Consider the following 15,401-nt stretch of genomic DNA (forward strand, 5'->3'; position numbering starts at 1 on the left):
GCTCCCCCGCTCCCCCGCTCCCCATGAGCAGGGCTTATAAAATGAGGGGAATAGGTAAGTATATTATTTGTTGGCTTTGGTTGTAACGTTCAAAACGTATGCGGTGAACTCATGGCATTTTCTTCAATCATTCGGACTCTAGAGCGATCGCCCCTTACCAGTGAACTGGTATCAAAACTGAATCGCCAGCCATCTCTACATCTGAATGGTATTCCCCGCCTGTCGAAGGGGTTGGTTGCATCTGCCTTAACTAAGGCTATGGGGCGAAACCTACTCGTTGTCTGCGCCACATTGGAAGAAGCCAGTCGCTGGGCGGCACAACTAGAAACGATGGGTTGGGACACAGTTCACCTCTACCCTACCTCGGAAGCCTCCCCCTACGAACCCTTTGACCCCGAATCTGAGATGACTTGGGGACAAATGCAGGTGTTGGCGGATTTGGTGAATGGGGAATGGGGAATGGACAAGACTTTACCCAATCGTGGAGCCAAGCAACAATTAGCAATTGTCGCCACTCATGCTGCCCTGCAACCTCACCTGCCGCCAATCGCTGCCTTTGAGCCATATTGCCTCACCCTAACCCAGGGGATGAGTTGGAACGCCAAGGCAATTGACGAAAAATTGGCGCGGTTGGGTTATGAGCGTGTTCCTTTGGTAGAAATGGAAGGTCAGTGGAGTCGGCGCGGTGATATTGTCGATGTATTCCCCGTTGCCGCAGAATTGCCCGTGCGCCTCGAATGGTTCGGTGATGAACTCGAACAGTTACGGGAATTCGACCCCTCAACCCAGCGATCCCTTGACAAAATAGCCCAACTAGTGCTAACGCCCACAAATTTCAGTCCCATTATTACAGAAGCGCTAAATACTGCCCAAGCCGAACACGTCAAAGCCTACCTCTCACCAGAAGAACAAGCCTCCTGGGAAACCGGGGAATATATAGAAGGCAGTCGCCGTTTCCTAGGTATCGCTTTTGATCAACCCGCATCTCTTTTAGATTACTTACCCCCGCAGACAGTCATTGCTATTGATGAGCCAGAACAATGTCGCGCCCATAGCGATCGCTGGATAGAACACGCTCAAGAACAACTCGAAGCGATCGCTCCACCCCTTCCCCCCGTGCATCGTTCCTTTGACGAGTCAATAGCGGTGTTAGAAGCAGAGGAGCAGGGGAATAGGGGAGAAACCACCAACCTATCCGCTACATCCGTTACCAAATCCGTTGCCACCCCATTCCCCATTCTGTACCTCTCAGAACTCGTAGAAGAAACCAATAAAAACGCCCTAAATCTTGCCAGTCGCCCTGTACCTGTAACCCCTCATCAGTTTGCCAAACTCGCAGAAGTAATTCGGGGCGAACGCGATAGGGGGTTATCAATTTGGCTGATTTCGGCTCAACCGAGTCGTTCGGTATCCCTGTTGCAAGAACACGACTGTCCGGCGCAGTTTGTCCCCAACCCCCGCGACTATCCAGCCATTGATAAGCTGCAAAGCCAAAAGACACCTGTAGCGGTGAAGTATTCGGGACTGGCGGAACTGGAAGGCTTTATCCTGCCGACGTTCCGTATTGTAGTCGTTACAGACCGAGAATTTTTTGGACAGCACGTTTTAGCTACCCCCAGTTACGTCCGCAAGCGCCGTCGTGCGGCATCGAAACAGGTTGATCCCAATAAGCTGAGTCCTGGGGATTATGTGGTTCATAAAAACCACGGGGTTGGTAAGTTTCTTAAACTGGAAAGCCTGACGATTAATCACGAAACCCGTGAGTATTTGGTTTTGCAATATGCCGATGGCTTGTTGCGAGTGGCAGCAGATCAGGTGGGGGTACTTTCCCGGTTTCGTAGTACAGATGCGAAGCCGCCTGTACTGAACAAGATGTCGGGCAAAGCCTGGGAAAAAACGAAAAGTCGCGTCCGCAAGAATATCAAGAAACTGGCAGTGGATTTACTGCAACTGTACGCCCAGCGATCGCAGCAATCAGGTTATGCTTACCCAGTCGATTCACCCTGGCAGGAGGAGTTAGAGGAGTCGTTTCCCTATCAGCCAACTCCCGACCAACTCAAGGCAACTCAAGACGTGAAACGGGATTTAGAAAGCGATCGCCCGATGGATCGGTTAGTTTGTGGAGATGTGGGTTTTGGTAAAACTGAAGTGGCAATTCGGGCTATTTTTAAAGTTATCGTTTCTGGAAAGCAAGTGGCTTTCCTGGCTCCCACCACTATTCTTACCCAACAGCATTACCACACCCTCAAAGAACGCTTTGCCCCCTATCCGATTAATGTGGGATTGCTCAACCGCTTTCGTAGTGCCCAAGAACGAAAGGACATTCAAAGCCGTCTCGCTACGGGGGAATTGGATGTGGTGGTGGGGACACACCAACTATTAGGCAAGGGGGTAACATTTCGAGATTTGGGAATGTTGGTGATTGATGAAGAACAGCGGTTTGGGGTTAATCAGAAGGAGAAAATTAAGACTCTCAAAACTCAGGTAGACGTGCTGACTCTTAGCGCTACCCCCATTCCTCGTACCCTCTATATGTCTCTGTCTGGTGTGCGGGAAATGAGCTTAATTACCACACCCCCTCCTTCCCGGCGTCCGATTAAAACCCATCTGTCTCCCTATGACTCAGAAGCAATCCGCACAGCTATTCGCACGGAACTGGATCGGGGGGGGCAGGTGTTTTATGTGGTGCCGAAGGTAGAGGGTATTGAAGAAGTGGCGGCGCAACTGCGGGAGATGGTGCCTGGGGTGAGATTAGCGATCGCTCATGGTCAAATGCCGGAAGGGGAACTGGAAGCAACGATGCTAACGTTTAGTAATGGGGAAGCGGATATTCTGGTTTGTACGACGATTATTGAATCAGGACTGGATATTCCTAGAGTTAATACGATTTTAATTGAAGATGCTCAGAAGTTCGGTCTAGCTCAACTGTATCAGCTTCGAGGGCGAGTGGGTCGGGCGGGTATTCAAGCCCATGCTTGGTTATTTTACCCAAAGCAACGGCAACTGTCAGAAACGGCGCGGCAGCGCTTACGGGCAATTCAGGAGTTTACCCAACTGGGTTCGGGCTATCATTTGGCAACGCGGGATATGGAAATCCGGGGGGTGGGTAATCTCTTGGGTGCTGAACAGTCGGGACAGATGGATGCGATTGGCTTTGACTTGTACATGGAAATGCTGCAAGAAGCGATTCGGGAGATTCAGGGGCAGGAAATTCCCAAGGTCGATGATACTCAAATTGACTTGAATCTCACAGCATTCATTCCAGCCGATTATATCCCGGATTTAGACCAGAAGATGAGTGCGTATCGAGCAGTGGCATCGGCTGGATCGAAGGAGGAGTTGATACAGTTAGTGGCAGATTGGAGCGATCGCTATGGGGTTCTGCCTTCACCGGTTGAGCATTTGGTGCGGGTGGTGGAGCTTAAGCAGGTTGCTAAATCTTTGGGATTTAGTCGGATTAAACCGGAGGGCAAGCAGCATGTTGTATTGGAAACGCCGATGGAGGAACCGGCTTGGAATTTGCTGAAGGAGAATTTACCGGAGCATTTGCGATCGCGGTTTGTCTATTCGCTGGGGAAGGTGACGGTGCGGGGTTTGGGAGTGCTTAAAGCGGATCAGCAGTTAGGGCATCTGATTGACTGGTTTGGGAAGATGCAGGGGGCGTTGCCGGAGGCAGTTTAGTTTAGTGCTTCATCAGTCAGGGGTTTAAACCTCTAGCGGTTGGTGAGACGGGTGCAAGATGTGAGATTCAAGCTAAATCCCAGTGATGAGGTGGACAAAGGACACTGGGGAAGGAATATTACCATCGATTCCCAGATAATCTTGAATTCCGAACTCTTGAAAAACCAATAACCACGTTCCATCCCCGCATCCCACATCAATAAAACTCTGGGGATGAATTAACCTTAACCTAATTTTTCTACATTCATTCTTTTTATGGCTACATCATGATAGCCGCCCCAACTATCAAGAGCAAAAAATATTATTTCCCAGTCATTTGCAATACAAAACTCATTAACTGCTCGCGGAATACCATAGGGTATCATTTCGGCAACTGACCAGATTGTATAATCATTAAAAATTAGCAATCCATCTTCTTTTACTTTATTAAATCCCTCATTAATATCCTTTTTTACACCTTCATAGGAGTGATCTCCATCAATGTATATCCAGTCAAAGTAACTATCGGGAAAGTTTTTGAGAATAGAAGATGAATCTCCTTCATGAATCTCAATTTTATTGTCACTTATTTTTTCCTGTAATAACTTTTTATTTCCCTGATTCAGTTCTCTTTTCAATAGGGATAAATCAATATCTATAATGTGAAATTTTTGGGGTTTTGTAACAGAAACTATTTTTTCTGCGAAGTGTCCGTATTGCGTTCCTACCTCAGCAACCGTAGCGCCTTTAGGTAGGTGCTCTAGCATTTTTTCTCGACTCTCAACTACATGACAATTTTTTAGATGAGAACTGCTAAGTGGTGAAGCACATAATATGGAAGGATTATTTAACCAATCACTCCCTTGTGACTTATAATAATTATTTACCATGAGCTGGAAGAATTGTTGTCTAGTTTTTATGAATAATTTTTGTGGATATTTTATAAACTTAATCATTGTTTTTTCCTTCAATAAGGTTTGTCTTAAATTTTAATGATATTTTTTACCTTTGTCAATAAGCAAAAAAATAATTTCAGGATATGTTTTTCAGTAGTTACTCTAAACTGCTTAAGTCAGTAATATTTATCCTAAATCCCAGTGAAGAGGGGGATAAATAACGCCTTTTTTTCCTGTTTTTGAATGGATAAGCAACGGGTAAACGTGCCAATGATAATCGTAGGCGTAAACCCAATTTTGTTCGTAGCTCCCAACATCAACAAAGTACTGTCCGCTATTCAGGTCAAGTCGCGCGATCGCGTTTCCCTTGCTGTAGCTGTTATTTACTGCCTGTTATATTTGTTGATAATATAAAGTTTACCGCCTAGCTAGTATTGCTATAGTGATGGTACTGACTAGGCTTTAGAAAACTGGTACACCCAACCCTGCATGACCTTCGGGGCAACTAGTATTGTGCTGATTCGTATTGAAAGTTTGGAAGTAGTAATAAGCAGACTTAGCATCAGTTATTTGGTGAGTTGTTTTTCGATCAAAGTGATAAATAAACAGTTTCTCGTAGGGATAATTTTCCTTAGCACCATATATTCCATATAGTGATGTAGAGAGTCCATCTCCTTTGACCTTTAAGTTTGGTGTGACAATATCTGCCTTGAGAGTGTAATCGCGGTAAAACATCATCAATGCTCCAGCGAGATCCCAGCTCGATTCAAAAATAATTGCAGGTCCAACATAGGGGCAGACCCCATCAAGAATCAAGGTACTCCCGGCAGGCAAGGTGGGAAACTGCCGACGAATATCAGCTAGAACTGCTTGTTCTTGACGATAAGCCGTTATCCAAAAAGAAGCAAGAGTGTTATTAATAAGGAAGCCACTTGTGCAAAGTAAAGAAACTAGTATGCAGAAGAGGCTTCTGCGTAACCGATCTGAGGGCAAAAAGGTACTCACCCAACCTATCCCACCCACTAGCGAGATTGCTACTCCTACTGCTGCTGCCATCGCAGTACGGTTCGCTATTCCCGTGGATGAAAACTGAAGTTGAAAGGTGGTCAGAAAAATCATGTAGCCTAAACCAAAAACAACCAAACCTAGGATAATGTAGCGCAACATATGGGTTCGACTAGGCATCTGAGCTTTCCCTTGCCTAGCTGTGAAATGGAGATACTTAAATATGCCTAAAGCCAGCACTCCTGCTAGGGCAAATGTTCCTATGTTGGGGTAATCCCACACTATCCGACACACCGCATGAGGTAAACCAAGCCCATAGTCACCATAATGCACAGTGATCGCTTGCTTTATATTCAGCCCATAATCATATTTATCATATTTAAGAGAAACAGCATTTTTGGCAACTCTAAGCATTTGCTGCATCAAGCCTGCTTTATTTCCCATACGAGTTGTGGTCTGTGCTTTAAATAGGAGCGTTTGGATCACTAGCAGTATGTTAATCCCAGATAGTACTGAGAATTTCCACCAAACTAACGGCTTTTTAAGGGATGAGCTATCGAGTTGGCGACTGCGATACCAAACCACTAGCGGATTGAGGAGAAACAGGGGCAAAAAAATCTCATAGGCTAAGCCACTTCCAAGTAGGCTAATGATACTGAGTACTTTCCAGCTCCATACTAGTGGTTCTCTAGCTTGTATCCCTCTCAAGTCGGAATAGAGGCTTAGAAAGTACAAGGTCATGCTCAAGGTAATTTGAAAACTTGCGACCCAAAAGCGGTTAGTGGAATAGTGGGGGAGTAAGGCATACACTACTGGTACAGTAAGAGCAAGTAGGCGTGACTGACCCAGTTCACGAAGTACTAGATAGAACAGAAGAATGCCTGACAGTAGTACCGCAGCATTAACCAAATGATATCCGAGTGGGTGAGAACCAAATAACCAATATAACCCTGCTAGGTATAGTATCTGTACTGGTCGCATCTGAACGTGGGGAGAATACACTGAGCGAAACAGCCCAATCAGAGATTGATCCTGGGATAGACTGAAATACCCCAGAAAAGACCAGTCATCACTATAAAAGCCTAAATGCCAAACGTAAAGGATTAGCGAGAACACTACGACGAGACTTAAGAATAGAAAATCTTGGAGTGTGACATTTAGATTCTTAAAAAGTACAGTTCTTTGGTTGAAATTCATTTTGATTTTCATTGTTCATGTTTGCCTTGTCTACTATCTACATTTTTAGAAACAAAGGATCTAATATCGATTTTCTGTCACTCTCGCCAGATCAAAACCTAAAACACTTATACTGAAAGAATTTCACCATTTGAGCTTACAGAAATTTTCACGCTCCTAACGTAGTGGGAAAAATAATAAAGGATAACCCTCTCGCTGAACTATTGAACTAGCGCTTTGCTTTAATCATTTCCAATCATGAAGTTAGCTTACCAACAAACTCCTGCAAGCTATCAGAACCCATGACCTCAACACGAGGTAGTGCCAGTAGCCTGTCTTCAAAACGTGCCCGACCTGACCGACAAGACAAACCAAAGACATAACCACAAGCTCCGATTAAGTGTTCAACTACTGGGTCAAAATCGCCATGTGGATAAGCAAAGGAGCGGATGGGGAATCCCAACTGCTGTTCAAGGATGCTTCGCGATCGCGCCCCTTCTCGCACCACCTCTGCAACCGTAAGGCTGGTGAGTGGGTGATGGCTGGCAGAGTGAGAGCCAAACTCAACTCCCTCGGCTTGCAGTTGCTGGATGTGCTGCCAATCTAGTAAAGGTAGCTCCTCACTATAGAGGTAGTCCCAGCTATTAGACTGTCCAACTTTATCCGCGACCAAAAAAACGGTAGCTGAGAAGCCGTATTGTTTCAGCAAGGGCCAAGCATAGGTTAAAAAGTCCCGGTAGCCATCATCAAAGGTGATTAGCACGGCTCGACCCGTTAATGGTTTTCTACTTGCCATCGCCTTGCGCCAGTCCTCTAAGGTGACACTATAAAACCCACTATCCCGCAGATAACAAAGTTGTTCCTCAAAAGCTTGGGGTGTCACGCGCCAACGATTCATCTTTGGCGAACCAGTCGGTGCAATGCGGTGATACATCAAAATTGGCAAGCGGTCAGTTACCACTGCCAACTCAGCACCAAGGCGTTTTGGCTGACCCCCTAACCACAAAACATCAGCAGCTACCATAGGCGGAGGGGGTGTAGGCTGATCCATTTGGATTACCTGTGGAGTTCGCTGTTGCCAGGGTAGATGCCAACGAGGTTTTCGCTGGAAAAGCTGAATGCGGTAAAGGGGAGTGTGGATTTCCTTGACGAGGTGAAGTCCAGGTGTATTGGCAAGGGTATCGCCAATGACTTTAGCGCCGAAGGGAAAGTCCCAGTTATATCCTGCTCGATCGGGTTCATCGACGACAAGATTGGCATGGGCTGTGAGCAAGTAACCACCCAGTTCAAGGGCATCAGCAAATTTCTGGGCAACCGCTTCTAGTACTTTGCGTTCATTTGTGAAGTAAAGTACCTCACTACACACGATCAGATCGAAGCGACCGGGAAGAGGATCTTTTACGAAATCCAGCCGCATACAGCTAACATGGTCTAGCCCTGCACAGCGTTCAGTCGTCTGCTCGATCGCAATTTGAGAAATGTCGGCGGCAATTAGCTTACCAACGCGGGGAGCCAGTTGTATCGTGAAGTGACCGGCTGCACAGGCTAGCTCAAGCGCCCGCTTAATGGGCTTGGATGGCAGTAGTGAAAGCGTCTGCTCGTACTTCGTCTGCTCGTAGGAGTTATCGTAATTCCATCGCTCTGGCCCTTTAGCAAAGGTTGTTTCAAAGTAGCTCCGATCATAGAAGTTTGTGCAATTTTCTTCAGCTTGACTAGAGACAGGCGAACTTGTAGCAGTGCGCTGCTGAGTTCCAAACGGGTGCAGAATCAGACCTGGTACATAGAACACCCGTTCGGGTTGCTGGTTTTTTTCGGGAATTTGAATCAGTGGTTCGCCAGCAACCAGAGCAGCATGAGTCAGCTCATTGGACGCTGTTTTAGGAAGCATTGCCCATCGAGAAGCACTGGTTCCGATCGCTTCTTGAGTGCGATGACCCAGCAACAACGTGCTTTCGGACAGTCGCAAAACCTCCCCCACAGCGGAAGCCGTGCCTGGTACAAGACCAGGTACAGTTGCTTCTAGCTCTGAAGTGTCCTGACTGCGCCGTACTGCTGCCACCTGCGCCAATCGCTCTCTTAGCGATACCCCATCGGTAAGGGGTCTGCCGAGTAAACCCTCTCGGACAACAGCTCGACATAACTCAAAGCCGCTCTCGATTGTCAGCGCTACTTGCAACTGCCCTGCACTGACAATCCGTGATTGAGTGGGAATGGTAAAGACCCCAATGGCAATTCCACCGACTGTCAGCACAACATTGAGGAATTGACCAGAAACCTTTACATCAGCTAACTCATCGCTAACCTCGACCACAAGGCAAGCATCTGTTGAATGTTGGGCTGGGGATTGGGAGTTGTTTTTCTCCTTCTTCCTTCTCTGTTCTGCTGCCTGCGGATCGTAGAAAATCTCATCAGACCAGTCAGAATGTCCCCAAAGCTCTTGTAAGAATATCGTCCAACCAACCTGATCGTGCGCTTGTATCCAGAACTGTTCGCCCTCTAACAGTCCTTCGGCAAGACGCAGAGTTCCCCGCCATAGTGCTAAGCCTGTTGACTCGTGTTGGATTTGCAAATCTTGGTAAATTGTGCGCTGGAAGAAGCGACCCAGCAAGACCCAAGCGAACTCAGCGGCGATCGCATCAGCAAGCACGCATTTTGAAACTACTCCCTCACACACTGGAAGTTCTACAATTCCGAGTGTTTCTCCCTCCAGTTCAACTCTTGCATACAGGCGTTCGGCTGAAGCAGGAGTAACGATATCTTGGATTGGCTCTGTCACCTCAATGCTTGCTCTATGAGATGTGCCAATCGTCAAAGGAGACAGCGCTACTGATTTCTCCAGGATGAAGCGCTCTAGGAGAGTACTGGCACGACGAGCTAGCCCAATTGCTGTTGCATGTGCTTCCAAGACAACCAAAAATTCATTAATGCCTGCTTCAAGACGTTGCCATAGGATGTGGTAATCAGGTAGGGGGCAACAAGTCGGCAGAGGTAAAGCGTAGAAAAGGTACTGAGCAACCTGCATCGGATCTAGCTCTGGAGCGCGGTTATCTACAAGCAGATCAAGCAGGGAACGAGTACTTTGACCTCCACCGATTAGCAGTCCAGCTACCCAACAAGCAAAGAGCAGATTGGCAGTGGGTAGTTCTTCAATAGGTAGCCCTTTGGCATAAGCAGGATGAGGGTTTTGGACTCGTGGATCGGGTGCATACCCCTGAGCGATCACTTGAAGACCATCGGCAAAGAGTTGATGGGCATTTGCAGAAGCTGAGTTTATCCGAATGCGATAGTGCGCCAGTACTTCAGAAGTTCCACCAAAGCGAGCGCCAGTGCGAGCAATACGCTGCCAAAGATCCCAGTCTTCGCAGGTACGGAGGGACGTGTTGAAACATCCCACAGCTTGCACGAGCGATCGCCGAACAATGCAAGCATGGATGGCAAATACATTGGTGTGACCCAACGCAACAAATAAATCGCCTGAGGAAAACCAGCCCGTATCACCTATAATCTTGCCTTCAGGTGTCACTCGTACCCAGGCGCAGTGAGCCACATCGAGTCTGGGGTCACTGCTCAGAATGCTAGTGAGTTGCTCCAAGTGTGCGGGTAAGATGCAATCATCAGCATCCAGGAACAACAACCAATCAAAGTTTGCTAAACCGATACCAGTATTTCGAGCAGCGCTCACACCGCTTTGAGGTTGACTTACGACACGAATTCGAGAATCTTGCTTAGAGAAGGTTGCAACAATAGTAACAGTTTCATCGCTAGAACCATCATCAACCACAATCGCTTCCCAATTTGGACAAGTTTGGGCAAGAAGAGATTCTAGTGTTTCGGCAATTGTTCCTGCGGCATTATGAGCAGGGATGATGATGGACACGCTTAAGCTGGTCATATTCTGCTAAATTTTAATATTTTTTAAGGCTTGGATTTGCGCACTGCTAATTTCCCAACGTAGTGGGGGGCTAAGGATACCGTTCTTATTAACAGGTGATTGAATCTCTAACGGATAAACGTGCCAGTGGTAGTCGTAGGCATAAGCCCAAGTAGGCTCGTAGATGCCAACATCAATGAAATACTTCCCGCCATTGAGATCCAAGCGCTCAAGATGAAGTTTTACTTGCCCCTCACCTTGAATCAGCGGCAATGAGACACTCATTACTTCCGTATTGGTATCAAAGCAAATTTGACCATCCTCACGGCTAATCGCGACGCTAAAGATAGGAGAATCAATAGGTTGAGGTGATAAATACTCAATCTCAACACACAGGGAATCACCACTTTTAATCTCCGAGACAGGTAGCAGTCGCACATCTGCAATTTCAACTTCTAAAGAACCAAAGCGATTTTCATTGACTCGTAGTTCAACACCAGAATTTGTAAGCTGGGGCGGTCGTACTGGCGTGCGTTGTTGGGTCTGGTGGCGCATCTCGCTAACATACTGCCCTGCTACAACTTCTGGCTCACCATGCGCCACCACCTGACCATGACGCAGCCACAACGCTTGATCACACAGTTCCTGAATTTGTTCACTACTATGAGAAATTAAGACAATGGCACAGCCGTCTGCTTTTAGCTGGGCAATTCGTTGCAAGCACTTTGCCTGAAATGCCAAATCGCCAACAGACAGAAATTCATCAACTAGTAGCACGTCTGGGTTCGTATGGACAGCAACCGAGAAAGCCAACCGCATCTGCATCCCTGTGCTGTACGTCCGCACTGGGTTGTCGATAAACTGTTCTAACTCAGCAAATTCGACGATTGCATCAAAGCGCCGTGCCACCTCCCGACGGGTAAGACCTGCTACTACTGTCGTAACAAAGACATTTTCTCGCCCTGTCAAATCGCCATGGAAGCCAGCACCCAAGTCCAACAGCGCCCCAATTCTTCCCTTAACTTTTACCCTACCTTCATCAGGACGACCGACTCCACCAATCAACTGTAGCAGTGTCGATTTACCCGCCCCATTGTGACCCAGTACGCCTAACATCTGACCTGGGGAAACAGTAAAACTGACATCACGCAATGCCCAGAAATGCTCTACAGGTTTCATGCGCCGCAACCCGGACAAGGCTGCTTCCATAATCGTGACGGGTTTTTCGGCATGGTAGCGGTTAAAGCGCTTACCCAATCGTTGTACAATAATCGCTTCGCGCATTTACAACTCCTCCACAAAGCGATCGCTCTGTCGCTGGAAATAGTAATGACCGACAGGTAGAAGCACTGCCATCATTAAGCCAATAATTAGCAGGGCTAGCCAATTCGGTTGTGTGCCTTGTATTAGTACATCACGGTAAGCAGTGACAATATGCACCATCGGGTTGAGAAAGTAGAGGGATTGATACCCTGTCGGCACATTCTGGAGATCGTAAAAAATGGGTGTGAGGTAGAAGAATAGCTGTAGCAGTACACCCAGCGTATGCTGCGTGTCACGAAAGGTGACGTTCAGTGCAGCCAGTACATAAGCCAGACTGACCGTGAAGGCAAATTGGAGAGCCTGTAATATGGGCAAAAACAAAATGACAGGCTTGAGCGCAATCCCATCTATTAAGAGAAAGACAATTAAAACAGGAAGTGCTAACAAAAAGTGAATTAACCCCGTTGTCGTAATCACCACTGGTAATATTGCATTCGGGAAACCGGGTTGCCGGATTAGGGAACGATTGGCAATAATCACCCCCGTCGCTTGAAACAAGGAGTTTTGAAACCAATTCCACACGAGTAAGCCCGTAAACACGAATGAGGCATAGTGGGAAATCGAAACGGGTAGCACCAACTGGAAGACAAAGGCAAATACTGCCAACTGCAATAAGGGGTTGATTAATGTCCAGGCGACTCCCAAAGCTGACCGCTTGTAGAGCAACTTCATATCACGAGATACTAGCTCTCGCAACAGGTCATATAGATAGGGAAGCCGCCACTTGGGAAGAGGAACTGAGACAGTTCTCTTTGCTACCATGAGCATTCACTCCTATGAGACGTTTTGTGAGTTACCAACTGTGGCAGGCTGAAGTGTTTCTACTTGCAGCGTTTCTGTGGCGACAACAGAACGCTCTTGAGGCGGAATATAGGGACTGCTGCAACCTTCACGCTTAACACGCCGATAGGACTGCCACAATGACCAAGGTCCGGCTAGATTACCAACAATTTCCAGCACTATTAGTGAGAGTGGATATTCACTCCGACCCCCCAAACATTTTATGATTCGCAGCAAATGCACTAGCGGTAGCGTCACGAATATTCGCCACAACCCTCGCCAATCATCATCGCGTAGCCAGGTTGTCAGATTATAAGAGACATGACCTTTACTATAGCCATAGATTTGGCGGCGCAATGCAGCAATATCCCTGCGATGCTTGTGCCAGACATAAGCGGCTGGTTCGTATACTAGTGTGTATCCTGCTTTGAGCACCTTATAGAACAAATAAGTATCTTCTCCGACTCCTGAAGGCATTCCAGGACCAAGGGACTCTTCCATCAAACCAATTTGGGGATGTGTGAACATACTGGCACGAAACGCGGCGTTGGCTGTTGCGCCTAGACGCCAAGTCGATACAGCATCCCGTGGAAAGGATTCAAACCAATCGCCGTTAGCCTCAAAACGCTCAAAGCCGCGCCCCAAACCGCCATATCTTTCAAAGAATCGCTGGTAAACGGTTTCCAACTGTAGTGGTAAGACGTTACCTGTAACAATCATCACTTCTGGTCTAGCAAAGGGAACCACTAGTTTTTCTAGCCAGTCAGATGGCAGCGTTACATCGTCATCAGTCGCAATTACAATGTCGCCTGTACTGGCAACAAAGCCTGCATTGCGAGCGTAAGCTAGTCCTTGACGTGGTTCGCTAACTAGCTTGACACCTGGAAATTCAGCCACTATAGGAGGAGTTAAACCAGAACTAGGATTATTGTCAACAACGATAATCTCGACCTGTCGGGGTGTTTCTTGGGCGATTAAGCAGCGCAAGCAGTTCCGCAAATCGTCAGGTCGGTCATAGGTGGCGAGGTTAATAGAAACCGAAACGTTAGTGGGTAAACCCTCAGGTAAAGCTGTCTCCTTTTCAGTTGGTGTATAGCGATCGCTCAAAATAGAAACTGATTCAGCCCAGCGAACATCAACTGTTCGGCGGCAAGCAGGTTTGAGTAGCTTTAAACCTAATTGTTTGACAATTTCTTCACTTAAACGATTGGTGCTGATTGGCTGATAAATATTGGGAATCGTAATACCACCCAAAGGCTCTCCTTTCCAAGTAACAAACACCTGCACGTCCGAGTAATCTGTAACATCGGTTAGTGGTTGTAAGGGTTGGCTGAGTTCGGCAGTCCGCACAGCCACTTTCCTTGAGGGTGCGGTAGTAGTATCTTTTGAGACGGGGTGGTAGCGATCGCTCTCTGGGCTTTGCGAACCGAAAGAGTTGGCAATCTCCGCAGCAGTGCGTCGTGCTGTTTGATAGCGGGTCAAACCGATAAAGCAACCCCCTAATTCAGCCTGAATTAAGTCTTTGGGAAAGCGAGTTGGATGCTTAAAGGAAATCCACAAACGGCGCAGATTCCAATATACTACCCACCAGACAAATAACTTTAAGAAAGAAAAACGCTCTTCAGGATAAACAAAAAGGCTCCGCAGGCAGTAGGAAAATAAACCAATGCTGTTATTAGCAATTTGCGATCGCAATTTAGCATAATCTCGCCGATGACGATGTTTGACAACAGCATTTGGCTCGTAAACCAGAGTATGTCCTTCCTTCAACACTCGGAAAAACATCTCCAAGTCTCCGCCACCATTGGTAACAGTGCCTACATCCAAGGCAGGATCGAAGGAACCAATTTCATCAAATACGCAGCGGCGGTAAGCCATGTTTGCCCCCGTGCCAAATTGTCCAGTACCCAGACACTGCCAAGGCATCTTGCTACCTGGATAGACTCGATGCCACTTTCGCTCAAAACCGCGTCCGAAGCCACCGTACATTTCAAATAAAACCTGGGACTCCGTTTCCAGTTCGTAAGGCACCACCAAGCCAGTAACAGCCATGACTTCAGGGTTTTCTGCAAAAACCTTAGCTAAGGCTTTCACCCAACCTGGATCAACCACTACATCGTCATCGGTGTAAGCAATAATCTCGCCTTTCGCCTCAATAATCGCTCGGTTACGTGCCCAGTCTAAGCCCGGACGTGGTTCGCAAACATAGCGAACATGAGGATATTTTACCTGCACCAGCTCTTTAGTTGATTCACTGGTAGGCGCATTATCCACAACCAGAATATCCAGGTTAGGGTAATCTAGCTGACACAAAGCATCCAGACACAGAGCTAAATCCGAAGTGCGATCGCGCGTACACACCGCTACAGTTACTAGGGGTAAAGTTCCTTCATACTCCGGCGGTGGTACATCAAACAAATCTTCAAGCCGTAACCCCTCTGGTGTTGGTGGTGCGGCTAACCCGTTTTCCAAGAGACGATTAATAATTGTCCAACTATGTTCTTCCAGAATCAGTTTGCTTAAAGTGCTTGCCATGCAGCAACCATTAGTAATCGGGGCTTTGACATACCCAACTGGCACACCATGCAACCGTACTAATCCTTGCAGTCCCATATAACCGTCTAACCCTTCAATCGTAGTAATTGGACGGCTTAGTTCAATATCTACTACTTTAATTGGATACAGCATAT

8 protein-coding genes are annotated in these 15,401 nt (G+C 47.1%); 1 reads left to right on the forward strand and 7 read right to left on the reverse strand.

Going from position 1 to position 15,401, the window contains the following annotated elements:
• Positions 1-111: 111 nt before the first annotated feature.
• Positions 112-3,681 carry a transcription-repair coupling factor gene (mfd, locus tag IQ257_RS14985; RefSeq protein ID WP_193876175.1) on the forward strand — a complete coding sequence of 1,190 codons (3,570 nt, stop codon included), beginning with the start codon at positions 112-114 and terminating at the stop codon, positions 3,679-3,681.
• 72 nt (positions 3,682-3,753) lie between these two features.
• Here mfd and IQ257_RS31530 read toward each other — a convergent pair whose 3' ends face one another.
• The 7 genes from IQ257_RS31530 to IQ257_RS15020 all read right to left on the reverse strand — a co-directional run bounded on the left by IQ257_RS31530 (position 3,754) and on the right by IQ257_RS15020 (position 15,399).
• Positions 3,754-3,876 carry a hypothetical protein gene (locus IQ257_RS31530; RefSeq protein ID WP_369076442.1) on the reverse strand — a complete coding sequence of 41 codons (123 nt, stop codon included), beginning with the start codon at positions 3,874-3,876 and terminating at the stop codon, positions 3,754-3,756.
• Positions 3,877-3,905: 29 nt separating this feature from the next.
• Entirely contained in the window at positions 3,906-4,616 is a 711-nt protein-coding gene (locus IQ257_RS14995; RefSeq protein WP_193876173.1) for a class I SAM-dependent methyltransferase, read from the reverse strand.
• Between the two features lie 402 nt (positions 4,617-5,018).
• Entirely contained in the window at positions 5,019-6,770 is a 1,752-nt protein-coding gene (locus tag IQ257_RS15000) for a hypothetical protein (RefSeq protein WP_193876171.1), read from the reverse strand.
• 223 nt (positions 6,771-6,993) lie between these two features.
• Positions 6,994-10,614: a trifunctional glycosyltransferase/class I SAM-dependent methyltransferase/polysaccharide deacetylase gene (locus tag IQ257_RS15005; RefSeq protein WP_322744345.1), complete on the reverse strand. Its 3,621-nt coding sequence runs from the start codon at positions 10,612-10,614 to the stop codon at positions 6,994-6,996.
• Positions 10,615-10,635: 21 nt separating this feature from the next.
• Positions 10,636-11,892: an ABC transporter ATP-binding protein gene (locus IQ257_RS15010; RefSeq protein WP_193876167.1), complete on the reverse strand. Its 1,257-nt coding sequence runs from the start codon at positions 11,890-11,892 to the stop codon at positions 10,636-10,638.
• Positions 11,893-12,693 carry an ABC transporter permease gene (locus IQ257_RS15015; protein WP_193876165.1) on the reverse strand — a complete coding sequence of 267 codons (801 nt, stop codon included), beginning with the start codon at positions 12,691-12,693 and terminating at the stop codon, positions 11,893-11,895. It lies immediately after the preceding gene.
• A gap of 12 nt (positions 12,694-12,705) precedes the next feature.
• A complete protein-coding gene (locus IQ257_RS15020; protein WP_193876162.1) occupies positions 12,706-15,399 on the reverse strand; it encodes a glycosyltransferase family 2 protein in 2,694 nt (897 codons plus the stop codon).
• Between the last annotated feature and the right edge of the window lie 2 nt (positions 15,400-15,401).

This window comes from Coleofasciculus sp. LEGE 07092, from assembly GCF_015207375.1.
Taxonomy (GTDB): Bacteria; Cyanobacteriota; Cyanobacteriia; order Cyanobacteriales; family Coleofasciculaceae; genus LEGE-07092.

What these genes read in the sequence shown, in the direction of transcription:
- IQ257_RS15015 (WP_193876165.1), bottom strand. Translation starts at nt 12,693, where the DNA reads ATGGTAGCAAAGAGAACTGTCTCAGTTCCTCTTCCCAAGTGGCGGCTT.
- IQ257_RS15000 (WP_193876171.1), bottom strand. Translation starts at nt 6,770, where the DNA reads ATGAAAATCAAAATGAATTTCAACCAAAGAACTGTACTTTTTAAGAAT.
- IQ257_RS15010 (WP_193876167.1), bottom strand. Translation starts at nt 11,892, where the DNA reads ATGCGCGAAGCGATTATTGTACAACGATTGGGTAAGCGCTTTAACCGC.
- IQ257_RS14995 (WP_193876173.1), bottom strand. Translation starts at nt 4,616, where the DNA reads ATGATTAAGTTTATAAAATATCCACAAAAATTATTCATAAAAACTAGA.
- IQ257_RS15020 (WP_193876162.1), bottom strand. Translation starts at nt 15,399, where the DNA reads ATGCTGTATCCAATTAAAGTAGTAGATATTGAACTAAGCCGTCCAATT.
- mfd (WP_193876175.1), top strand. Translation starts at nt 112, where the DNA reads ATGGCATTTTCTTCAATCATTCGGACTCTAGAGCGATCGCCCCTTACC.